The organism is Flavobacterium sp. 1355, from assembly GCF_017833415.1.
GTDB lineage: Bacteria > Bacteroidota > Bacteroidia > Flavobacteriales > Flavobacteriaceae > Flavobacterium.
Genome location: NZ_JAFICC010000008.1, coordinates 1 through 23,377 on the forward strand (window position 1 = coordinate 1; position 23,377 = coordinate 23,377).

Annotated in this window: 17 protein-coding genes; 4 read left to right on the top strand and 13 right to left on the bottom strand. The window is 33.1% G+C overall.

Features of this window, described 5'->3' with window-relative positions; translation table 11 throughout:
* Positions 1 to 199 precede the first annotated feature (199 nt).
* A complete protein-coding gene (locus JOD96_RS11310) occupies positions 200 to 613 on the bottom strand; it encodes a response regulator (RefSeq protein ID WP_209564374.1) in 414 nt (137 codons plus the stop codon).
* Positions 614 to 618: 5 nt separating this feature from the next.
* The gene (locus tag JOD96_RS11315; RefSeq protein ID WP_209564375.1) at positions 619 to 2,331 is read right to left on the bottom strand and encodes a PAS domain-containing sensor histidine kinase; all 1,713 of its coding nucleotides are present in this window, start codon (positions 2,329 to 2,331) and stop codon (positions 619 to 621) included.
* Between the two features lie 168 nt (positions 2,332 to 2,499).
* On the opposite strand from JOD96_RS11315, the gene typA reads away from it, so the two are divergent.
* Positions 2,500 to 4,296: a translational GTPase TypA gene (typA, locus tag JOD96_RS11320; protein WP_209564376.1), complete on the top strand. Its 1,797-nt coding sequence runs from the start codon at positions 2,500 to 2,502 to the stop codon at positions 4,294 to 4,296.
* 128 nt (positions 4,297 to 4,424) lie between these two features.
* On the opposite strand, the gene JOD96_RS11325 is transcribed toward typA, so the two are convergent.
* The 3 genes from JOD96_RS11325 to JOD96_RS11335 all read right to left on the bottom strand — a co-directional run bounded on the left by JOD96_RS11325 (position 4,425) and on the right by JOD96_RS11335 (position 8,540).
* On the bottom strand, positions 4,425 to 6,716 hold the full coding sequence (locus JOD96_RS11325) for a T9SS type B sorting domain-containing protein (RefSeq protein ID WP_245188397.1): 2,292 nt from the start codon (positions 6,714 to 6,716) through the stop codon (positions 4,425 to 4,427).
* 72 nt (positions 6,717 to 6,788) lie between these two features.
* Positions 6,789 to 7,625 (bottom strand): ABC transporter permease, encoded by an 837-nt coding sequence (locus tag JOD96_RS11330; protein WP_209564378.1) that lies wholly within the window; start codon positions 7,623 to 7,625, stop codon positions 6,789 to 6,791.
* 3 nt (positions 7,626 to 7,628) lie between these two features.
* Entirely contained in the window at positions 7,629 to 8,540 is a 912-nt protein-coding gene (locus JOD96_RS11335) for an ABC transporter ATP-binding protein (RefSeq protein WP_209564379.1), read from the bottom strand.
* 115 nt (positions 8,541 to 8,655) lie between these two features.
* Here JOD96_RS11335 and JOD96_RS11340 point away from each other — a divergent pair, with 115 nt between their 5' ends.
* Together JOD96_RS11340 and JOD96_RS11345 are read left to right on the top strand one after the other, a co-directional pair.
* The gene (locus JOD96_RS11340) at positions 8,656 to 9,708 is read left to right on the top strand and encodes a hypothetical protein (RefSeq protein ID WP_209564380.1); all 1,053 of its coding nucleotides are present in this window, start codon (positions 8,656 to 8,658) and stop codon (positions 9,706 to 9,708) included.
* A gap of 15 nt (positions 9,709 to 9,723) precedes the next feature.
* On the top strand, positions 9,724 to 10,584 hold the full coding sequence (locus JOD96_RS11345; protein ID WP_209564381.1) for a hypothetical protein: 861 nt from the start codon (positions 9,724 to 9,726) through the stop codon (positions 10,582 to 10,584).
* Between the two features lie 169 nt (positions 10,585 to 10,753).
* On the opposite strand, the gene JOD96_RS11350 is transcribed toward JOD96_RS11345, so the two are convergent.
* A complete protein-coding gene (locus JOD96_RS11350) occupies positions 10,754 to 14,488 on the bottom strand; it encodes a metallophosphoesterase (RefSeq protein WP_209564382.1) in 3,735 nt (1,244 codons plus the stop codon).
* 26 nt (positions 14,489 to 14,514) lie between these two features.
* Here JOD96_RS11350 and JOD96_RS11355 point away from each other — a divergent pair, with 26 nt between their 5' ends.
* Positions 14,515 to 15,693, top strand: coding sequence for a Pycsar system effector family protein (locus JOD96_RS11355; RefSeq protein ID WP_209564383.1), 1,179 nt, complete (start codon positions 14,515 to 14,517; stop codon positions 15,691 to 15,693).
* A gap of 15 nt (positions 15,694 to 15,708) precedes the next feature.
* Here JOD96_RS11355 and JOD96_RS11360 read toward each other — a convergent pair whose 3' ends face one another.
* The 7 genes from JOD96_RS11360 to JOD96_RS11390 form a co-directional block, all read right to left on the bottom strand.
* A complete protein-coding gene (locus tag JOD96_RS11360; protein WP_209564384.1) occupies positions 15,709 to 18,078 on the bottom strand; it encodes a GAF domain-containing protein in 2,370 nt (789 codons plus the stop codon).
* A 210-nt stretch (positions 18,079 to 18,288) separates the two neighbouring features.
* A complete protein-coding gene (locus tag JOD96_RS11365) occupies positions 18,289 to 18,795 on the bottom strand; it encodes an RrF2 family transcriptional regulator (protein WP_209564385.1) in 507 nt (168 codons plus the stop codon).
* Positions 18,796 to 18,834: 39 nt separating this feature from the next.
* The gene (locus tag JOD96_RS11370) at positions 18,835 to 20,061 is read right to left on the bottom strand and encodes an NAD(P)/FAD-dependent oxidoreductase (RefSeq protein ID WP_209564386.1); all 1,227 of its coding nucleotides are present in this window, start codon (positions 20,059 to 20,061) and stop codon (positions 18,835 to 18,837) included.
* Between the two features lie 301 nt (positions 20,062 to 20,362).
* On the bottom strand, positions 20,363 to 21,421 hold the full coding sequence (locus JOD96_RS11375; protein ID WP_209564387.1) for a nucleoid-associated protein: 1,059 nt from the start codon (positions 21,419 to 21,421) through the stop codon (positions 20,363 to 20,365).
* Positions 21,422 to 21,463: 42 nt separating this feature from the next.
* Positions 21,464 to 21,823, bottom strand: coding sequence for a four helix bundle protein (locus tag JOD96_RS11380; RefSeq protein ID WP_209564388.1), 360 nt, complete (start codon positions 21,821 to 21,823; stop codon positions 21,464 to 21,466).
* Between the two features lie 114 nt (positions 21,824 to 21,937).
* Positions 21,938 to 22,477, bottom strand: coding sequence for an IS1096 element passenger TnpR family protein (locus JOD96_RS11385; RefSeq protein WP_209564389.1), 540 nt, complete (start codon positions 22,475 to 22,477; stop codon positions 21,938 to 21,940).
* Positions 22,478 to 22,760: 283 nt separating this feature from the next.
* Positions 22,761 to 23,360, bottom strand: coding sequence for an HPP family protein (locus JOD96_RS11390; RefSeq protein WP_209564390.1), 600 nt, complete (start codon positions 23,358 to 23,360; stop codon positions 22,761 to 22,763).
* Between the last annotated feature and the right edge of the window lie 17 nt (positions 23,361 to 23,377).

Below are 23,377 nucleotides of genomic sequence, written 5' to 3' on the forward strand. Positions count from 1 at the left end.
TGAGAAGGTCAATAAAAGAATCCTGCATTTCTATGTGTTTTTAAAATACAAATATCTAGATTTTAATATTTCCCCACAACAATATGTATTGATCCTAAATTACGGGATTCAAATAAACTAAAACTTAATAAATGAAATTCTGTTTGTTTATATCAGGGTTTTAGAATTATATTAAATCTTTAAGAATTGGGTTTTACGTTTAAAGATCTATCTTTTTCTTAAGATATTCAAGCATGTCCTGAGTGATTGGTTTAGAAAGAAAGTCTATAATGATAGGGTATTTTTTTGCTTTAGCTAAATCATCGGGATCAATTGTGGATGATAAGACTATTACACTTGCTTTATTGAATTCAGAATAGTCAGATGAAGTAAAATGATCCAGAAATTCCCAGCCGCCCATAACGGGCATATTCAAATCTAAAAAAATCAATTCTGGTTTTTTATTTGCTTTATTTTTATTGTTGTTGTATTTAAGAGTATTAAAATAATGCAATGCTTCTTCGCCATTTTGCGCTGTAATAATTTCTTTTGAAAATGAAGATTTTGAAATTACTTTTTTGCATAGCATTAACGTAATTGGATCGTCGTCAATGCATAAAATTTGCTCAAGCATATTAATTAGTTTTTAAATGTTATTGTAAATGTTGTTCCTTTATTGACTTCACTGTCTATATTTATTGTTCCGCCCATTGTTTCTACCTGAGATTTTACCAGATACAGACCTAATCCTTTGCTGTCAGGGTAGTTGTGAAATCTTTGGTAAAGCCCAAATACCTTATCTCTGTTTCTCTCTAAATCAATTCCGATCCCGTTATCTTTGAAGGTTATAACCGCTGTGTTGTCAATTTGTTCGGCCGTAATTGAAATTTTCAGCTTTCTGTTTTCAGATTTGTATTTGATTGAATTGGTGAGCAAATTAAGTAAAATGCTTTCTATATAGGCTTTATTAATGTTAAGTACCGGAACTCTTTCGAATTTGAGCTTGATAATTGGTTTGTGTAATTCTATTTGAAATGATAACTGACTAAAGACATTTTCAAAAACTTCTTTCAGAGAAACTTCTTCTTTTTGCATTGAAGGGTTGTCTTTGATTATGATCACTTTTACCAAATCATTAATTGTTTCATTTAACAAATGGGTTGATTTACTAAAACCAGTCAGAATTTCCTGAAGTTCCGGGTTTTCAATCGGAATATCTTCTATAAGATTGAGCAGCCCAATTAAGTTAGATAAGGGAGCGCGCAAATTATGCGATGTTATATAAGAAAACTGTTTTAAGTCTTTATTGTTTTGTGTTAATTCGCGTATAAGATGCTCTTTTTCTGCTTCGAGTTTTTTCTCATCAGTAATGTCTCTTTGTATAGAAATCCAGTGTGAAATTACTCCTTCATTATTAAAAATGGGAATCATTGAAAAACGAACCCAGTATTCTTCTCCTTGTTTTGTGTAACTAATAGCTTCTATTAGGCATTCTTCTTCATTTTTGATTGCTCGTAATAATTTTTTTAATTCCTCAGAATCAGAATTTGGGCCTTTATTAAAAATATTAGTTGATTTTCCAATAATTTCGTTTGGCTGATAACCTGACATTTGTGAGAATGCAGGGTTTATGTAAACTATTTTAGGAATTCTTCCATTAGCAGAATTTGCTTCCGTAATTAATATCGAATCTTTAGATTGTGTGATTACCGTTTCTAAGAGTTTTAATCGTTGTTCTTCTTCTTTTTGTTTGGTAATATCCTGAATGGCACCAATCATCCGGATAGCTCTCCCGTTTTCATCTTTTAATAAAAAACCCCGGTCCAAAACATATTTATACGATCCGTCTGCACATCTAAAACGATATTGATCCTGCCATTTTTCGGTTTTTTGCTCAATAAAGGAATAAAGTTTAATAGACATCCTGATACTGTCTTCGGGATGGATTTTGTCAAACCACCATTTTGATGTGTTTCCGACTTCTTCCTGTTTGTATCCAAAAACACTTTCAATTCCTTTATTCCATCCAATGCTGTCTTCTTGTATTTTCCAGTCCCAAATCGTATCGCTTGTTGCTTTTGCTACAATATCATATTTTTCGTTAGACTCTTTTATGTCTTCATTAGTTTGTCTTAGTTTTTCAAAAACAACAACATTTTTATTTTCATTTTTTGACAATATGTATCTAAAGATGAGTCCTGTTACGAGAATGAACGTAATGTCTTTTATGAAAAATAAATAAAAATTTTCTTTGGAGGTGATAAATGTGGAGAGTAACTTATGGCAGATTATAGCCATAAATAACGAAATGATAATGTAAATTAGAGTAATTTGGACAGTTTTACTTTTCATTACTCAAATATAGTTAAATTAACCATAATTAAACAACATTTAAATTTGAAATTGGCCCTTAAATTTACATTGATTTAAAGAACTAATTCCTTGTCTATACGCAAACTATCGCAGAAACGTTTTTTATATCAAAATAAAGTGTACCTTTGCACCCATTAAAAATCTCAGATGGAATCTATTAGAAACATTGCAATTATTGCCCACGTCGATCACGGTAAAACCACTTTGGTTGATAAAATTATGTATCACTGTCAATTATTTCGTGACAACGAAAACACAGGTGATTTAATTCTTGATAATAACGATTTAGAGCGTGAGAGAGGTATTACTATTACTTCTAAAAACGTATCAGTTCAATATAAAGGAACAAAAATCAATATTATTGACACTCCTGGCCACGCGGATTTTGGAGGAGAAGTAGAACGTGTATTGAACATGGCCGATGGTGTATGTTTGCTAGTGGATGCTTTTGAAGGTCCGATGCCACAAACTCGTTTCGTATTACAAAAAGCGATTGACTTAGGTCTTAAGCCTTGCGTAGTTATTAATAAAGTTGATAAAGAAAACTGTACTCCTGAAGAAGTTCACGAAAAAGTTTTTGACTTAATGTTTGAATTAGGTGCTGAAGAATGGCAGTTGGATTTCCCAACAGTTTATGGTTCTGCTAAAAACAACTGGATGTCTGATCATTGGGAAAACGTAACTGACAATGTTGAAGCATTATTGGATATGGTTGTTGAAAATGTACCTGCTCCTAAAGTTTCTGAAGGAACACCACAAATGCTAATTACTTCTTTAGATTTCTCAGCTTTTACAGGTCGTATCGCTATTGGTCGTCTTGAAAGAGGTATTCTTAAAGAAGGTATGCCAATCTCATTAGTAAAAAGAGATGGTACTGTATCTAAATCCCGTATCAAAGAACTTCATACTTTTGAAGGACTTGGTCGTAAAAAAGTACAAGAGGTTATTGCCGGAGATATTTGTGCAATCATTGGAGTTGAAGGTTTTGAAATTGGTGATACTATTGCTGATTTTGAAAATCCTGAAGGTTTAAAAACGATTGATATTGACGAGCCTACTATGAGTATGTTGTTTACAATTAATGACTCTCCTTTCTTTGGTAAAGAGGGTAAATTTGTAACTTCTCGTCATATTAGAGAAAGACTGACAAAAGAATTAGAGAAAAACTTAGCTATGAAGTTAGGTGAAACTGATTCTGCGGATAAATTCATGGTTTTTGGCCGTGGAGTACTTCACTTATCTGTTCTTATTGAAACAATGAGAAGAGAAGGGTATGAATTACAAATTGGTCAGCCACAAGTTATCATCAAAGAAATTGATGGTAAAAAATGTGAGCCAATTGAGGAATTGACAATCGATTTGCCAGAAGCACTTTCTGGAAGAGCGGTAGAGTTCGTTACTATGCGTAAAGGTGAAATGCTAAGCATGGAAACTAAAGGTGAACGTATGATTGTGAAATTTAATATTCCATCACGTGGAATTATTGGATTGCGTAACCAATTACTTACAGCTACTGCTGGTGAAGCTATTATGGCACACCGTTTTATAGGATATGAGCCTTACAAAGGAGAAATTGCCGGACGTAACAAAGGTTCATTGATTTCTATGGAAAAAGGAAAAGCTATTCCTTATTCTATCGATAAATTGCAAGATCGTGGTAAGTTTTTTGTTGAACCAAATGCAGAAATTTACGAAGGTCAGGTAATTGGAGAAAACTCTCGTGGTGATGATATGTGTGTGAACGTAACTAAAGAGAAAAAACAATCTAACGTTCGTTCTTCTGGAAATGATGAAAAAGCAAGAATTATTCCACCAATCATTTTCTCTCTTGAAGAAGCTTTAGAGTACATTCAGAAAGATGAATATGTAGAAGTTACTCCAAAATCTATTCGTTTAAGAAAAATTTATTTAACTGAAACTGATAGAAAAAGATATAAAATCTAATTATATTTTAATTTTCAATATAAAAATCCCAAATTCCAATTTAAGGACTTTGGGATTTTTTTTATGTTCAATGTTACTCAATTTTAAACCTTGGAATTTAGATTTTTAAAATTGAAATTTAAAGGGAATTATCTTTTAAGACTAAAATGGCCTTTCACATTTTTACCATTTACAAAAAGTAAAGTAAACCAATAATCATCAGAAGGTAATTGTTGTCCGTTAAATTGTCCGTTCCAACCCGGACTTTTTTGATTCATTTGTTTTAATAATTTACCGTAACGGTCAAAAATAGAAATAGTATAATCAGGCAGCATATCTATATTTTTAATATACCACACGTCATTAAAACCATCAGCGTTTGGTGTAAAATACCTCGGATAATCCAAAACGTATATTGTAAATGAATTGGAGAGGCCGCAACCATTTTTGTCTCTGGCAATTGCATTATAAATTCCCGGATTCACATTGGTAAATAAGGGTTCATCCTGAAAAACATTTCCGTCTATCGAAAATTCATAATTTCCCACTCCTGTGTATTTTATCAAAATAGAGTTTTCAGTAGCAGAAAAGTCTTTTACAAGGACTTCTGTGATAAATGCCGTTGCGGACAGAATAATATTAAAAGTTTTAGTTTTCTCACAACCATTTGCATCTGTAACAGTTACCGTATAAACTCCCGGAGTAGAAACTGTAATAGAGTTACCTGCATATCCTGTTGTCCATAAGTATTTGCTAAAATTAGAATCTACCGTTAATTCAATTTGATCATCTTTGCATAAATATTTAGTTTCATCCTCAAAATTTGGAGGATCAAAAGTATTTATAACAAGAGTAATTGGAGTGATCCCATAACAATCGGCCCCATTTGTGGCGCGGGCATAAATAATTTGAGAAAAAGCTGTTGTGTTTTTAAAAATATTAGGCAATCGATTTGCTTCTGTCAAAGCATCATTTTCAGTTAGGTAATAATTTAGAATTATACCATTCGGGATTCCGGCTATTTTTGGAGTGATTTCAGTATTTAGGTCAAATTCCTTTATTCCATCCTGAGTATTATCAGAATCACATTTCACTATTGGGTTTTGAGCAGGTATCGTTGTGCTTGAAATTTGCAATGTAATTTCTGCAATTTTAAAACAGCCATACTTGTTTTCTATTCGGGCAAAAACGATTTGGCCATTACTCTTATTGCTATACATTTCAGGAATTGCAATTTTATTTGTTTTGGCTTTAGCATCTGCCAAAGATTCGTAATACCCATTGTTGGTAATTTCCGGGACATTATTCTTTACAATTTCTGCAACTTTTGTCAAATTAAAAACTGAAATTCCATCTGCATTATCATCACATTGTAATAATGTTGTATTAGTTGACAAAATTTCAGGAGCAAATTCAATTTTAATTTCCCCTTCAGAGGTGCACGAAGTTCCGGATAGTGTTATCTCTACTTTATAATCTCCTGTAGTTTTAGCAATATAAACTGAGGCTGTTTCAGAAGGAATTTCTACATAGTTGTTTGAGGCATCTTTTTTAAACCATTTAAAAGTATTGACAGCAGGATCTAACTTTGTATCTAAAATTACATTTTCTCCATAACAAGCGGGGTTGTTATTGGCGACAGTTCTGTCTTCTCCAAAACTCACTTTAGAAAGAAAACTTCCGGCTTCTATGAAGACGGCAGAATTGAATTGTCTTGTTAAGTCATCGGCAATTACCAGCTTAAGATGATATTTTTTATTTGGTATTACTTCTGTTTGTGCGTTCATTACAATAGTCTGTCCTGCATAATTTACCGGACTTACAGCAGTATTATAACCATTAAAATAATTTTCATTTAAGGCATCACACTCATATGTCTCTCCTTTTTCAGTAGTAATTGGATTAATTTTGGGATGAACGGTGGTCGAGGAGACAGGTGTTGTAGTGTTTGGTAATACAGCCAGATTTTTGTACGCATCGCTGCTGCCTGATTCTTTTATTAAAAAAGCAAAACCATCTGAAAATTCACAAGGATAATACCACTGGTATTCATTAGAAGCAAAAATATAATTAAAGCTGATGGCATTGGTCAGTGACACAAAATCAAATTCTAAGACTGTTGCCTGTGTACTTCCGGAATTGCCCAATGCTGTGTTTAAATCAGTATCACCGTTCCAGTTACGATTTGATACGCCAACCGATGTTGCTTCTGTAAATGGGCCTTCAGCATTTTTGGCCGGTGATGTGGATAAGACTAAACCATTGGTAAAAGGAAAATTTGCTGTTCCTGAACTGAATGAAGCGTAACTCGATTCATTAACTTTGGGATTGCCAGATGCGCTGATATTTTCTATACTAATACAGGAACTATTAATTAAAACATTTTGAACTAATTCTAATGCTGATTTTGTATCATCAACAACGATATTTTGACTGTTCATCTGTATAAAAGAGCAACAGATGAACAGCCGAATTAGAATATTTTTTAAATAATTCATAGTATAACAAATATACTACAAATCTCTACTTTTTAATAATTTGTAAGAAAAATAAACAAAAATAAATGTCCAGATCACAACAATTAAAACAGAAAGGGAATGTACACTAAAGTCGTAGTTGGTGTCGACACCCATTTGTGTTCCAATATTTTTAACTACCGATAATCTTTGAGCAGGATTAACTATTAGGTTAGACATCGCTTCTAAAGGCAGAAATTGCATAATATAATCGCCTGTTTTGCTATCAGGGAATATTTTAAAAACCAAAAGCCCTTTGATAATTGCTTCTAAAATACTCCAAACCAAAAGAAAACCTAAAGCAAATGCTGACCGTTTTACTAAAATCCCTAAGAATAGGCATAAAGAAAAGAATCCTGTTAATTTTACAAAAAACGCTAAAAGGTATTCCAGGTCTGAAAAAATTATACCGAATTCGTTGTATGACGAGAAACTTAATCCTAATATTAAACTCATTACAAAAACAAAAACGGTAGAACAAAAAGCAAAAACCACAACGGTTAGAAATTTTGAAAGTATAAATTCTTTTTTGCTTAAACCATCAATTAAATTTTGTTTTAAAGTACCATAACTGTATTCATTTGCCATCATGGAAACGATAACGATAGCCAGAAAAAATTTCAGCCAGGCAGCAACATAGGTATTAAAATGCCATATAAAAGGAAAGTTGAAAATTCCCATGTCGGCCAAATGAAACTTAAACGGGCCAATGTCAAACTTTATCGAAGCAATTAAGGCAATGAAAGAAAGTAAAATGAAATAGGTTAAAGTAAGAACTCGGCTGGCTTTGTTTTTCCAGATTTTTTGTATTTCTATAGATATAAGTCTTTTCATGGCTTAATTGTTTTGGATAGTGGTGTTTTTGGTTAATTCTAAAAATTGAGCTTCTAAACTATTTTTGCGTTTTACTAAATGACTTAGTGCAATATTTTTAGAAAACAGATACACATTCAGTTCAGACGCTGATAATTCGGATTTTAAATACACCAGAATTTTTCCGTCTTCTTCTGCAATTTTGTCAACAGCTAAGTGTGCTTTTAAAGCATTTTTCAGCGCTTCATTATCATTAGACTGAACTTCAAAGAAACCTTCATTAGAAGACATTCCGTCAACAGAACCTGAATATAAAATTTGACCTTTTCTTAAAACAATTACATCCGAGCATACTTTTTCGACTTCATCCAATAAATGTGATGCCAGTAAAATAGTCGTTCCCTGTGAGGCAATCTGTTTTATGATATCTCTAATCTGATGAATTCCCTGTGGGTCCAAACCATTTGTAGGTTCATCAAGAATTAAGATTTCAGGGTCATTCAAAAGTGCCGATGCGATTGCCAGACGTTGTTTCATTCCTAATGAAAAAGTACTGAACTTGCTATTCTTTCTCTCTGTTAAGCCAACTAACTCAAGCTTTTCTTCTATTTTAGAATATTTAATGCTTTTTATTTTACAAACCAGTTTCAGGTTTTCTTCGGCTGTCATGTAGGGGTAAAAGTTGGGTCTCTCGATAATGGCGCCCACTTTTTTTAAGGCTTCATGCGTCTGCAATTGTCCGTTAAACCAGCGATAATTGCCAGAAGTATGATTTACAACATTCAGGACAATTCCCAGAGTAGTTGATTTTCCACTTCCGTTTGGGCCTAAAATGCCATAAACGCGGCCTTTTTTTATTTCAAAAGATACATTTTTCAAAGCCTGAATACGGCCGTATCTTTTATTAAGATTTTCGATTGTAAGTATGGTTTCCAAATTATTTCGGTTTTAATTTTTAGTATGACGAATCAAATGCAGTATTGTTACGTTAAATTTTATTTATGTGTCTAAAATTATAATTTACTGTAAATTTGTATTAAAGATATTCAAAATGAGCGAACCTTTAATGGTTTTAAAAAAACCGTCTTATCCATTAACGCAAACCCTTTTAAGTTATTTAGAACGATACGAACGAATTTCAAAAGTATCTGTGTTCTATGATGATTTATTGCGGTTTACGGGCTCTATAAATGTTTACGATAAAAATGATACCGACACCTTATGGATTCGGGTTTATTACAATGAATTTGAAAGAAATGAAATTGATTTAAACTTAAAAAAGATTTATTCGCTCCTGCATTCTGACGGTAATAGTGAGATTATTCAGTTTCTGAATATTGATGCAATTGATTATTGCACTTTCGGAAACTCTAAACCTTTCCGTATCAAAGTACGAAATATTCTTAATGACAATTATGTTCATTTCTATATTAAAAAAGCCGATGCATCGAGAATTTACGGATTAGAACTAGAAGATATTCTTTCGCCTGATAAAATCAATTTTCTGGTGTATAACGACACCCTGATAGAAGAGCACATTATCGGGATTCCAGGTGATGTTTTTATGGATACGTTATTGGACTCGTGTACAGAAACCGAAAAAGCTCAAATTGCAAAAGAGTTTGTTAAATTTAATGAACGTTGTATGATAAGGCTTTTGGGAGATATGAGAGCATATAATTACGTAATTGTCCCAATTCATGATTTTGATCAGGTGGTATACAAAATCCGCCCGATAGATTTTGACCAGCAATGTTATGAAGGAAATTTTAAAGTGTATCGTCCTCAGTTTTTTAAGGAAAACTTCCCGATGATCCAATTGATTAAGGAAAAACTCGAAGAACGTTCAATCCTTCAGTACAAAGATGAAGAAAGAGCCATTTTGGCAAAACGAATCCATTCTGCCGAAAACAGGATCAAAAAGTTATTGAATATAATGTGTCACGATACTATTTCGACACAAGAACACTTGGATCAGCTGAAGATGGAATTGTACCGATATACAAACGATATGAAGTTTAAAAATGCCAAATCAATGGGACATATCATGCATGCGGCATTTGAGTTTATTACACGTAACTTTAAAAATACCAATTTGGTTTAAACTAAACAAAATATTATGAAAAAGCCTTTTATATTAGCCCTTTCAATTGTTTTATTAGCTTGTCAACAGCAATCTGATTCAGACTTAAAGGAGCTTTATTCACTACCAAAAAAATTAAAAGAAGTTTCGGGGATTACATATTTTCCGGAAACAAATTCGATTTATACTTTGGAAGACAGCGGAAATGAAAACGCGATTTATGCCATAAATTCAAAAGGAAAATTAGAAAAGACAATTACCATCTCAAATGCAGCCAATGTTGATTGGGAAGATATTACTAAAGATAAAAAAGGTAATATTTATATTGGGGATTTTGGAAACAATGATAATGAGAGAAGGGATTTATGTATTTATAAAGTTGCCAAAAATCAATTGAATCAGGATGTTGCAAAAGCGGAATATAAAATTTCTTTTTCTTATCCGGAGCAAACCGAATTTCCTCCAAAGAAAAAAGAGCTGTTTTATGACGTTGAAGGTTTTTTTGAGAAGGATGGTTATTTTTATCTTTTTACAAAAAACAGAAGCAAAGGTTTTGACGGAACAGCTTTTATTTATAAAATTAAAAATGCTCCGGGAACTCAAAAAGCAGTTAAAACAGGAGAATTTAAAACCTGCAGTAATTACAATCATTGTGTTCTGACAAGTGCTACCATAAGTCCGGACGGAAAAAAAGTAGTTTTGTTAAGTCACGACAAAATTGTTTTGTTTAAGGATTTTAAAGGAGATTTATTCCACAAAGGCACACAAACCGAAATAAGCCTGGATCACTTTTCACAAAAAGAAGCCATCGTTTTTAAGGACAACAATACATTGTTGGTTTCTGATGAAAAAACGAATAAAATAGGAGGAAAGGTGTACGAGTTTAAACTTAAATGATTTTTTAGGTTCTGAGATGCTAAGGTTCTGAGGGACTAAGACACTTAAAAGTAAAAAAAGTTTGCCACTAATTTCACGAATTTACACCAATTATAGATTAGTCTAAATTCGTGAAATTCGTGGCAAAAAAACTTAGAAGTTCAGAATCTTAGAACCTCAGAACCTTTTCCTAAAAACTATATGCCGCTCCAAAAATAACTCTTCCTACTTCATCAGGAGATTTAAAATAAGAGATTCTTGCAGTGATTACATTTATGGCATTCAGCCAAAGTCCACCGCCGTAATCCTGATGCCATTTTCTGGAATCTTCACCATCAAGCCAGACTCTTCCATAATCAAAACCACCAAGAATTCCGTACGTAAACGGTACAATCGTTTTTCTGATTTTACCCAGACTTAAACGCAAATCAGAACTTTGAGAAAAATAAGAACTTCCTAAAAAACGCTCGTTTCTGTATCCTCTCAAATCAGTATCGCCACCCAGTGTTGCACCCTGATAAAATTCATAGTTATTATTTAAAATTGCTTTTCCTTTAAGAAACGTAGCCAGAACCAATTTTCCATTGTGGTCAATTTTATGCGTAAATCCTAAAACGCTCTCAAGAGTTGGGAAATTTTGTTTGGATTCGTCTAAATCAGTTGTCCAGGTTCCGGCAATCATAAAATAAACTCCTAACGTTGGCTTTGCCGCAAAATCAGAATTTTTAAATAAATATTTTATTTTTAAACTTCCATAATTCCTGGTGTCAAATACATCTGGATTCACAATTCCTGGGATATCAATAAACCTATTGTCAGTTTCTTCAACCGTCATTCTCTGAAAAATAGGCTGTATACTAAACTCACTGCCATATCTTCCTACATGTCTGATAGCACCAGAAGCATTAAATTTTCTGATACGAACACGGTTATAGTCCATTCCGACTTCATCATTATCGTATACCGTTTCATTTCCATAACCAAAGTAATTCATGGCAAAATTCGGAGTTGTATATAACGATTCAACATCTATAACCCATTTACCTAATAAACCGGGAAAATGAGCTGCATAATTAAATTCTAATCCACCAGTGGCGAAATAGTAAAAAGCATTTAAAACGTGTCTTTGCGTGTATGGGTTTTGTTTGAAATTATTAACAGTATAATTCAAATTAACGCCAACCTTTACGCCATCATCCGGGTTAAATCCAATATTTGGCAGCCCTGAAATTACATTGTATTTAGGCTTTTCATAGTTATACAGATTGACATCATAATCGTCTGTTAATTGTGTCTGGGTTTTAGAATCCAGGTTATAAGTATTTTCTTTTGATTTGAAGTCGTACACAATAACTTTTTTTCCGTTTTCGATATTATAAGTATCATTGTTCTGACCACCAATCAAACGAATTTTAATTTTCGATTTTTCGTTACCTTTTACTTCAAAAACGTCATTATCATCTAAACCATAGATCCATAAATTTCGGGTTTTTGCATCTGTCACATTTTTTGTATACAACAATTCTTCGCCTTCTTTTTTCATTCTGAAAACCTGAATTTCGATACCATTTTTAGTATTATGATTCAAAACAAACTTGTCTTTCTTGTCTGTTCCGGCAATCATAATTGTTTTGCTTAAAACGTCAGAATAACGTTTTGCATATTTTTGAAGCTCTTTTTTTCTGTTTTTTAATTTTCGTTTGATTTCGTCAATAGTTTCGTCCTGGACTTCTTTTGGTAAATTTTTAAAAGCAGTATCAATATCGCTATCAGATAAATTTTCCTGAATAAACTTAGCCTGTTCAACCCAGTCTTTTTCGTCGGCAGTTTTTAAAAATGCCAAATCCATCGGATAAGGTTCTCTGCTGAGCCACTTTACGTTATCAATTTTGTTTTTAAAAGTACGCATATGGCGCAATGCCGGAATATTCATTAAAATAGAAAGCAAAGCCCCATCGTATTTTACAAACGCCTGATCCCTGTCACGCGGAATTGGTTTGTAGATCACCTTACCATCAGTCTTATATTCTGCCCAGCGCCATTGGTCACTGTGTCTGTCCCAGTCACCGATCAGCATATCAAACAAACGGGCTTTCATATATTCTTTTTCGTCGACACTGTATTTTTCATCTTTATGAAGATTCAGCATCATATCATCTGTTCCAATTATGTTAGTAGGGTTTCCAAAATTTTTGCCATCAAGATGATTATCTGCCGGTCTTTCTTCTACCATATACAATTGGTCTCCAAAACTGGCATTAAACTCTTTTAAACCATTTTGTCTTGGTATATAATATAAAACAGGATTGGTATGTCGAAGTCCTATTTTATCAGACATACTTCCAATAGCAAAAGAAGCGTATGGATGTGAAGTAGTATAAAAATCAAATAAAAAATCCTCAGCATACGTATCCTCAAAATCATTTACTATATACTGATCCTTAAAAGCAACTGACTGCAAAAAGACGGTAGCACTTTTTTTCATGGCGCGCATGACATATTCACGACCTTTGCGATCAGACATTCTTAAGGAAACTGACTGATGTCCCCCGCCTTCGCGAATAGGTTTCAGGCCGCCCATCAAAGTATCTATGGTAGCCGTTCTGGCATTAATTGGCAAGCTGTAATATTCTCTATAGTGCTGACCGAATAAAAAGTTGTGAAACAGGCTCTTATTGGTCATTTTTTTAGAATAAATTGAAGTTGTTATATTCGAAGGAAATTTATTCGAAATATCTTCTGCCCAATTGATTTCTTTAGCTTTTATGATTTCTTTTTCAAAAAGAAGTTTTTCTTTGTTGTTTTCATTTCCAAAAAAAGAAACTTTGGCATCGCCGCTTTTATATAAAGTTAAGGTGCTGTAACCATTTCCGCCATACGAAAAATCGAACGGATTGATAGCCCGCGCTGCCTCTGATTTTGATCCGGCACCACTAATGATCTGCTGGATATTTTCTTTGCTGATGTATTGTAAATTATGATCATGTCCGGATACAACAATTACATTTTTCTGTTTTTGCAAAAGTGTTTTAATCCTTTTAGCATAAATCGTATATTGTTTATTTTGAATATCCTGTGGGCTTACACCCGTTGTTTTTCGTAATAAATTGATAAAAGATCCGATTATAGGCAATGGAATTTTTTTCTCTAATGGAAACAATTGTTTTTCTAATGAAAATTGTCCGCCATGAGTACCGTTACTTAATAAAGGGTGATGCAGGGCTAAAACGACTGTTTTCTCCTGATTTTTGTTTAAGATATTTTCCAGTTCTTCAAAAAACGCTTCACGTGTTTTAATCTCACAGTTGTCATTAATTGTCGGGTGATTGTCCCATTCCTCCAGAAACCATTCACTGTCGATAGTAACTAAGGTTGCAGTACTGTCAATTTTAACATCTTCGATAGGACAGGATTTTCTTGGCAGGAATGCTTTTTTGTCGTTCAGGTATTTCGTAACAAAATCAGCCTGAAGTTCAAGGCCTTTAATGCCGTTGTACCAATCATGATTACCAGGAATGAAAACTGTTTTTCCTTTAAATCCTTTTGTTAATTTTAACTGGCTGGTCAATTTTGTTTCGGCCAGAGCCTTATCTCCGTCATTTTTATCAGCCGGAAAACCTTTCGGATAAATATTATCTCCCAGAAACAAAAGAGTAGATTTTTTGTTTGCTTTTTTAAGCTTTTGGTGCAATAATTCAAGGGTTTGCTGAGACTGTTCTTCATCTGCATTTCCTGCATCTCCGACCAAAAAGAGAGTGTGAGCAATTTTTATGGTATCTGTAGCGTTTTCACTTTCATTATTGCTAACATTTTTTCCGTACTGTGCTTTGTGTGTTGCACAGGCAGTAAGTAAAAATATAAGGGGTATAACCAAAGAATTGGTTTTAATCTTGGTAATAAAATGATTATCCAAAAACAATTTCATAATTTCGTGGTATAAAAATATTCTTTATGAATCTAATAGAACAATCCGAGGATTTCGTCAGTAATTTACTCAAAGATAAACTTTCTAATTTATATTCTTACCATAATTTTAACCATACTTTTAATGTTGTAAATGCTGTTAAAAAGCTTTGTAACAAAGAAAATGTTGATGGTCACGAAAAAGAAATGCTATTAGTGGCAGCCTGGTTTCATGATGCGGGTTATATAAACGGATTTGAAGATCATGAGAATGAGAGTGTAAAAATTGCTGCAAAATTCTTAAAAGAAAAAGGACAATCTGATGAATTTATAGTCGGGGTTTCAAAACTTATTATGGCAACTTCAAAAACGTATGTGCCGCAAAATAAGCTGGAATATATTATAAAGGATGCAGACTTTGTTCATATAACAAATTTAGAATATGAGTCTACCGGAGAATTACTCCGATATGAACTAAAAAACACAATGAATATTTCTATGTCTTCTTTAGAATGGGCTCAGGAAAATTTGAATTTTCTGGTAAATAAACACCGATTTTACACGGATTATGCTTTAAGGAAATGGCAGCCTCTAAAAGAAAAAACGATAGCACTTGTTCAAAAAAAGATTAATAAGGAAGAAATAAAAAAAGCTAAAGATCTGGAAGACGAGGAAAAAAAGAAAGATAAAGCAGAAAAGCCGGATAGGGGTATAGATACTTTATTTCGCGTTACATTAGGAAATCATACCCGTTTAAGCGGAATTGCCGACAGTAAGGCAAACATCCTTTTGTCTGTAAATGCTATTATTATATCAATTGCACTTTCGTCCATTATCCCAAAATTAGACAGCCCAAAAAATGCACATTTAGTAATTCCGACTTTTATCATGCTGATGTCGAGTGTTATTACTATAATTTTTGCAATCCTTTCAACAAGGCCAAAAGTCACTTCAGGATTCTTTACCCGCGACGATGTTGAGGCAAAAAAAGTAAATCTTATGTTTTTTGGAAATTTCTACAAAATGCCGCTTGAAGATTATGACTGGGCAATGAATGAAATGATGAAAGACAGGGATTATCTGTATTCTACAATGATCAAAGATTTATATTATTTAGGATTAGTGCTCCAGCGCAAATATAATTTGCTTAGAATTGCCTATAACCTTTTTATGGTTGGGATTATTATAACTGTGGTTTCGTTTATAATCGCTTTTAAAAGTATATAAGAAAAGCTCAACTATTTAGTTGAGCTCATCTAATAAATCCTGATAGGTAATTTTCTTTTCAGTTGCGTTTGTGATATTATTTATCACTTTTACGCGAATTGCTCTTAATCCCGAAACACCCTGTAAATCTTCAACTTCAAATTGCTCAATAGAAGGCTCTAAGACTTTCTTGTGCTGTAAATATTTGATGTATTTCAAATACTCTGCCTCCTCACTATTTTGAGAATATACGATTGTGATTTTTTCTTTTTCGGTAATTCTTTCGCGGCTGCCTTTTATGTGTGCTTTATCAATACGTTTTTTAACTACCTCATATCTCGCATTATAAGTTCCGTCAACATCAAAACGTTTTTCATCCATTCTAAAACGGATAGAAAGCGCAGAACTAAATACCAAAATCAATGACGTGACATCCAGCTCATACGGAAGAGACTCTTTCAGTTGATGATGTTCCAATTCCATTTCGCACAAAGTCTGCAATTGCCACAAGCGCAGATTGTGCAGGTACATAATGTCAAAAGGTTTTGTTGGCGCAATCGAGGCCCCTATATATAAGTTATGTTCGACACCATCGGTTTTGAAACGCTCATAATAATGCGGATAAATCTGCTGAGCTTCAACTTGTTTTTTATCCAGAACAGAAGCCAGTTTTTTGTTAATGATAGACATCGCATTATCAAATTTCTTTCTTTCCTGATAAAACATTCCTGTTTTTTCGTCCAGACTGGCAAAGTATTCTTCTTCCAGTTTCTGGTTTATAGCTGTATCTTTTGTGTTTTTTAGAATCGGATGAATTTCTTCTTCGATATAACGTTGGATATATTGCTCCGTATCTGCCTTTAAAGGCTGGTCTAATTCATCATGAAGCGACTCTAATTCAAATTTGCGCTGCTCCAAAAGCATCAGATTGCTATTTGGTTTCTGATTTTCAAAAATTTTCAAAATCGTACTCAGCTGATTTTTCAGATCTCTTCTTACTGTATCATTTCTGTGCTCAGAAGAACCTTTGATGTCGATTTGTCCGTATAAAGGGAATACATTCTTAAATACAATTTCCTTAAAAATATAATCTTTGGCAGGATTTGTATTTTGAAAATAATTTTGTGATTCTTTTTTAAATTTCCAATATACACTTGGGTGAATTGTAGTGTATTCACGCTGAATAATTGCTTCGACCTGATGCTGCATATCAGTATTATAGCGGTCAATTGTATCGGTAAGATAAGGCAAAACCAAATCGAGTTTTGTTGCATTTATAGTATTTAAAGCCCTTGGTATTTCTGAAACCAATTCTACAACACCCAGCAAATGTCCGTCCTTAATAACCGGGGCAAATACGCAACTGTGTATATTTTGTTTTAGCAAATGTTCGCCAAGCCTTTTATTTGGTGATTCCTCTGTAAATTTAAGTACATTAGAAATTACAAAAGGTTCTTTGTTGTCTAATAAATTTTCAAAAGAACATCCAAAAAAAGCATTTTTGCATTCTACTTCCTGATCTGTCAAAAGCAGGAAACTTTGCAGCTGATTATCATACTTAACCGGTCTTATAAACTTTTCCTCCTCAGAATTATAAATGATAAAACCTACTTTTAAATCTGGAATTTTGAATATTGATTTAAAAATGTTTTCGATAATATCATTTGAGGCAACCGTTTTGGTATCCGGTTTTAAAAGATTGCTTTTTAGGTTTGAAATAGCACTCTCAGTCGTAGCATCAAACAGAGAAACAATTCCGAAACCTTTTAATGTCCAGCTTCCCGGAGGAAATTTAGATTTCCAAAGCTCAATATCATTATAATTATCGATTAATAAATCAATATCATCCTGTGTAAGCGAAACTGAATCTTTTGACGGATTAATTTCCATAAAATCAGCATTGTACAGAATGCGATAATGTTTTTCTATTCCATTTTCGTCTGGAATGTCATAGAAAAATATTTTATTAAAATCGATATTTTGTTTGTAATAGCTGCTCAAAATCAGGCAGCAGTTATTGATATAGAATTGGTGATCATCAAAATCACGAATTTCCATATAAAACTCATCACCCGCATTTCGTAATATTTTCTTGAAACGTTCTGTATAATTAAAAGATATATTCTGAAATGGAATTGTAATTGCTTTTATTTCATTGTGAGTCAAAGCTGTAGGAAATAAATCTGCAGCAATGTTTTTGATTAAAGCCTCATTTTTTCTTATAGTAGCTAAGTCCCGGATTCCGGTTCTAAATTCCGGAAATGCATCGATTTCTTTTAAAATGGCTTTTGCGTAGTTAGATCGGTAATCAACATCTGATAAAGCAATTTGTTCAAAAGACTCAATTAATTTATGAAATGAAATTATTGTTTCGAAAGGACTTTCTTTTGGTACATGACGATCCATCGTGGTATTTTTTTAGAGTACAAAATTAAGCATAAATTAAGAATGTACGACATTTTGCTATTTCTTTCCTTTATAGTTATATAGACATGCTAAACCCTGGTGCTTATGTTATCCAAGTCTTGTGGAAACTTCGCTTTAGGGAAAAATAATAGAAAACCTCAATAACGAATTGTAATTGAGGTTTTTTATGAGATAAAATAATATTTAAGTCTATTTATTAAAGACATTTAACTGAAACCAATTTTTTGTTTCATCAATCATTACTTGTCCATATTGTTTACGGATAGTGTTGTACACCCATTGCAGATTTTTTTCTCTTAAAGAATCTTTTATTTTGTTCTCAGTTTCGATCATTGCCAAATGTATGGCACAATACTGATCTTTTTTCCAAGGCAGATTTTGCTTATCCAATAATATACAATTGTCTCTAATGTTGTCACATTCAAAAAATGAAATCTCGCCTTCTACAGCAAGAACAATATCTAAAAATGTAATATCTTCGGGCTTTCTGCAAAGCTTATAACCGCCTTTGACACCTATATTAGATTTTACAATTCCGGCTTTTTTTAATTTAGTAAAAGCTTTGGCTAAATAAGTTTCAGATATATTTTGAAAATTTGCCAAATCGCGCACGGTAATCGTATTGCCCTCAGGATTATCTATTAAATAGACCAAAGAATGTATCGCATATTCAACATTTTTTCCTAAAGTTGGCATAGCAATAATTTAAATGTTTCCATAATTGTAATTTAAATGTTATACAGCGTTTTGACTAACATTTGGAACTTCAGGAAAAGAATCTTCCAATGCGGTTTGAACATCATCTGCCGGATAAATTAGTTTTGTAGTAACTTCCATTTTTATATTTTTTCCTTCAATACCGCTAACAGACAGACTGCGTTCCCAACCAGTAGTTAACATTCCGTCTTGCTGACCCAAATCGACGCAGGTTACATAATCTGAGTAATTGTAAGGTTTCAATGGTTGGGCAAATAAGGCATTAACAGCATTATGTCCAGCCCATTTCCCCAAAAACATTGAGAACTGGCAGGCCATAAGTGAGCTGTTGCCTTCATCATCAACGGGAATATTGGCAACATCTCCGGCTGCAATTACATTTTTATATGTTTCTAACTGAAGGTATTTATTTACATGAAGACGTCCCAGTTTATCCTTTTCTCCTTTAAAGAAACTGCATAGCGAACTTGCTACTAATCCAACAGTAGAAATTACTGTCTGAGAAGGTATAAAGGTTCCGTCGCTTAAAGTTGCTCCATTTGAAGTTACCGCAGCCAGTGAAACGTTAGTGATAGAAGTCACATCTTTAGATTTTAAAGTTTCTAAAACATATTTCTGTGCTTCAGGAGAATAATAATTCCCTACCTGATTTGCTTTTTCTATAAGCACAACTTTAAACTCAATTGCATCCTGAGAATATCTGCTCCATATTTTCAATGCCTTTTCTTTAATTACTGTTGCTACTTCAAGTCCGGTTAATCCGCTTCCTGCAACTACAAAAGTAGCAGCGCCTTCGCCATCAAATTTTTTACTTGCCAATTTTATTAAATGGTCTTCCAGTCTTTGAGCACCGTTAAAAGTATCTACATTAAAAGTCTTCTCTATGCCCTCAATATTTATTGCTTTTAAAACGCTTCCTGAAGATAATATTAAATAATCATAGCTTAAAATTCTTGATCCGCTCTCGGTTGCAATTGTTACAAGATTTTCATCAGGATTGATAATTTCTGCTTTACCATTAATAAATTTAATTCCTAATGGTTTAAAATATTTATTAAGCTCAACTCTTAAACCCTCTAGTGAAACCTCATACAATCTTGGGCGAATCGTTAAATATTCATCCATGTTTACTACAGTTACCTCAATTTGATCTTCCTTCTTTAATTCGCGGCTTTGTCTAATTGCGCTTAAAGCACTCCAAAATCCAGCAAATCCACCTCCAATAATTAATAATTGTTTTTTCATTTTTTTTAATAGATAATTACGATAATATTTATCGCAAATTAAGCAAATTAAAACTATAAAATAAAATTAATCTTACAAAATTAAATAATTATTATTTTTATTATAACCAAATACTTATAAATCAAGCGATAAGTATTGTGTTCAAGTTTTAATCCTATGATTTAAAAAAGAGGTTAGAAGTTTTCACTAAAGAGAATTCTAATTGCTTTGGATATGGAAAATGACTTATATAAAAAAACGGCAATTACTACTGTAGTTGCCGTTTTTTGTTTTAAGTAAGTAATAGAAAATGAATAACTTCCTAGCTTTTTTCTTCTTTATTGAAATACACTAAGTAGTAATACATTTGTTTTTCTTCATCCCAGCCTTTTTCAACAAATTTTTCTGCGCTTTCAGGATTGATAAAATCCATTTTGATCTGAATGTGTGTATCCAGATTAATGACATTTTTGATCGATTTTCTTGCGTCAGAAACCGCTGCGTTGGCAATTGGAAATGAGGTTACATCTTCGATGCTGTATTTTTCTCCTTTATCAACTTTATAATTTTTGAATTCAGGAATTAAGTCAGGATTATCCAATACTTCATTTAAGAAATTTTGTTCTTCAAACTGATCATTTTTAGCAAAATAATTCACAGACCGGTTCATAAACATTACTTCTTCTTTTTTGTCTTCTGCCGGTAAAACAACATCTTTTGCGAAGTTTTGACAGAATTTCAAGTATTTTTTTGTGATGAAATTTTCGTCTTCAAAAGCATCAACAGACAAAAAGTGCTCTAACCAGTAGCGGGCATCATAACGGTTACTGTCTACAGTCAGAATTTTATATCCTTCTTCTTTTTTATAATTAAAAATCAAACATCCTTTATCAAGTTTGCTTAGGTTAATCCCCTGCTGCAAAATCATTTCAAGGTTACTGTCTTTTTCTTCAAACTGTAAAAAGTCAGACTGCAATTCGCTTTTAAAAATTCCGATAGCGTCCACTACATTATTATCAATGCTTAAATTTGTCAAATACGTTACATAAACCTCTCCGTTTTTTATGTGCGGATGATTTGACTGCTCAAATAAATGTGTTGTAATTTTTTTTGAGATCTCTTGTAAATTCCCCGGATTGCTAAAAATCTCAGTAGCGTACTTAAACATGTCGTTATAGTCCAAATCCACTTCGTGTGCAAACTGATAATAGTTTTCTTCTTTTTCTCTAAAAGGCTTAAAAAAGTATTCTTTTATCAAAGGAACAATTTCGTCATTTAAATTAAATGGCTGTTCTGATAAAAAAATGGCTTCGTTTCTGCTTTTGTTCCCTACGCGGTGTATCGCAAGCGTCTCGATGTGGGTGTTGAATAGGTTGATCATATTTTTAAGGTTCAGAGATACAGAGGTTCAAAGGGACAAAGGTTATTTTCTGTCTTTTATTTTTCGAATAAAAGAACTTAACATTCGTTCTATCTCTCTACTTTCTCCATTTATTTTGTTAAATTGATTTTCGTTGATATATTTTAAATTGAATGAAATTTCCAGCTGAGTCTGTATTTCAAATAATGAAGAAATTGAAATATTTAAAAATCTCAGATAATCACTATTTCCATCTCTGCCATAACCTTCTGCAATATTGCTTGGAATTGATATGGAACTTCTTCTAATTTGTGAAGATAGACCATAAATTTCTTCTTTAGGAAATGAATTTGTTAATTGATAAATTTCAGTTACAAGATTCATTGATTTTTGCCAGATTAAAAGGCCTCTAAAAGTATTCATGTTTTTGTGTTTAAAAAATTAAGCACAAAACTAAAAATATTCCTACATTTTAAATCAAAGATTTAAAATAAAAACCTTTGAACCTTTGTTGCTCTGAACCTTTGAACCTTTCCTCTAATTCCAATTCTCCTCAAATCCGTAATCTTCGAAACTGTCGTCACCTTCGAACATATCAAGATCATCTTCGTCTAAATCATCTTCAAATTCTCCGTAGATATCATCGTGCATATCTGCTTCGAAGTTTTTTTCAGTTGCTTCATCAGGCATTTCTCCATGTGCGAATAAAGTTTCAGGATAAATTGCGCCAGCAGATTCTTCTTCAATAGCGGCTAATTCAACTAAGAAAGTCCACATACTGATGAAATCGTAAACGTAGATAATTTTGGTGTTTTCTTTGTCTAAAATAGAAGATAATGGGTAATCGCTCATAGTACGCTGTTCTCCCGGAACATCACCTGTATCAAAAAGCGGAATTTCATCCTCCTGATTCCAGGTATCGTCGCAAGTGTAAAACGAAGCTACTTCTGATCCGTCAAAACCGAAAGCGTTGAAGATCGCATTATGTAAATCTTCCAGAGTATCATCTTCAAGAATTGCAATGTCTCTAAAAATATCTTCTTCGGCGTCTAGAATTACTCTAAATTTATAAACCATAATCTTTGTTTTTATTGAGAGGTCAAAGGTAAAATATAAAAAACGAAATACGAATTATGAATTACGATTTGTTGAAAAGATTTTTCTTTTATCAGGCTGAGCGAAGCCGAATGTAAGGCTGAGCCTAGTCAAATGTCAGGCTGAGCAAAGTTGAATATCAGCTGAGCGAAGTCGAATGTCAGGCTGAGCGAAGTCGAATGTCAGGCTGAGCGAAGTCGAAGCCCGGTTCCAGTTAACAAGCCTTCGACTTCGCTCAGGAAGACAGTTGTGTTCGGGAAAATTACTATTTTCGAGCCAGTCGTTTTCTGATCTTATGATAATGTTTATGATAAGTGCTATGGCTCGGATAGCTTCTGCTTGAAGTCATATTATTAAAAATCAAAGCCGTCAGAAACAAAATCAAAACGCCAACCAAAACAGGAGACAATACATACATATAGCCCAAAGCCTTTATTTTGTCAGAACCGATAACAGCAATAAGAGCTGTTGCGCCCCCGGGCGGATGCAGGGTTTTGGTTATCTGCATTAAAATAATGGCAAGAGAAACCGCAAGCGGGGCCGCAATCCAGATAATATCCGGAGCCAGTTTGTGAACTGTAACCCCTATAAGTGCCGAAACTAAATGTCCGCCAATTAAATTTCGCGGCTGAGAAAAAGGACTTTGAATAATGCCGTAAACCAAAACGCTGGAAGCTCCAAAAGAGCCAATTAAGTAAACCGCATCATTGCCAGAAAAATGTATAGACTGAATATAAGCCAGAATTCCGATGCCGACAAAAGACCCTAAGAAAGACCAAAAATGCTCTTTATAATCTACTAAAGTTTCTTTATAAAGAATGTAACGTGTTTTGCGATATCCTCTTTTTATTTTTTGAACAGGCATGGTAACTTACTATTTGT

What these genes read in the sequence shown, in the direction of transcription:
- JOD96_RS11355 (WP_209564383.1), top strand. Translation starts at nt 14,515, where the DNA reads ATGAATCTAATAGAACAATCCGAGGATTTCGTCAGTAATTTACTCAAA.
- JOD96_RS11360 (WP_209564384.1), bottom strand. Translation starts at nt 18,078, where the DNA reads ATGGATCGTCATGTACCAAAAGAAAGTCCTTTCGAAACAATAATTTCA.
- JOD96_RS11365 (WP_209564385.1), bottom strand. Translation starts at nt 18,795, where the DNA reads ATGCCAACTTTAGGAAAAAATGTTGAATATGCGATACATTCTTTGGTC.
- JOD96_RS11325 (WP_245188397.1), bottom strand. Translation starts at nt 6,716, where the DNA reads ATGAACAGTCAAAATATCGTTGTTGATGATACAAAATCAGCATTAGAA.
- JOD96_RS11315 (WP_209564375.1), bottom strand. Translation starts at nt 2,331, where the DNA reads ATGAAAAGTAAAACTGTCCAAATTACTCTAATTTACATTATCATTTCG.
- JOD96_RS11350 (WP_209564382.1), bottom strand. Translation starts at nt 14,488, where the DNA reads ATGAAATTGTTTTTGGATAATCATTTTATTACCAAGATTAAAACCAAT.
- JOD96_RS11330 (WP_209564378.1), bottom strand. Translation starts at nt 7,625, where the DNA reads ATGAAAAGACTTATATCTATAGAAATACAAAAAATCTGGAAAAACAAA.
- JOD96_RS11370 (WP_209564386.1), bottom strand. Translation starts at nt 20,061, where the DNA reads ATGAAAAAACAATTATTAATTATTGGAGGTGGATTTGCTGGATTTTGG.
- JOD96_RS11385 (WP_209564389.1), bottom strand. Translation starts at nt 22,477, where the DNA reads ATGGTTTATAAATTTAGAGTAATTCTAGACGCCGAAGAAGATATTTTT.
- JOD96_RS11375 (WP_209564387.1), bottom strand. Translation starts at nt 21,421, where the DNA reads ATGATCAACCTATTCAACACCCACATCGAGACGCTTGCGATACACCGC.
- JOD96_RS11390 (WP_209564390.1), bottom strand. Translation starts at nt 23,360, where the DNA reads ATGCCTGTTCAAAAAATAAAAAGAGGATATCGCAAAACACGTTACATT.
- JOD96_RS11340 (WP_209564380.1), top strand. Translation starts at nt 8,656, where the DNA reads ATGAGCGAACCTTTAATGGTTTTAAAAAAACCGTCTTATCCATTAACG.
- JOD96_RS11380 (WP_209564388.1), bottom strand. Translation starts at nt 21,823, where the DNA reads ATGAATACTTTTAGAGGCCTTTTAATCTGGCAAAAATCAATGAATCTT.
- JOD96_RS11310 (WP_209564374.1), bottom strand. Translation starts at nt 613, where the DNA reads ATGCTTGAGCAAATTTTATGCATTGACGACGATCCAATTACGTTAATG.
- JOD96_RS11345 (WP_209564381.1), top strand. Translation starts at nt 9,724, where the DNA reads ATGAAAAAGCCTTTTATATTAGCCCTTTCAATTGTTTTATTAGCTTGT.
- typA (WP_209564376.1), top strand. Translation starts at nt 2,500, where the DNA reads ATGGAATCTATTAGAAACATTGCAATTATTGCCCACGTCGATCACGGT.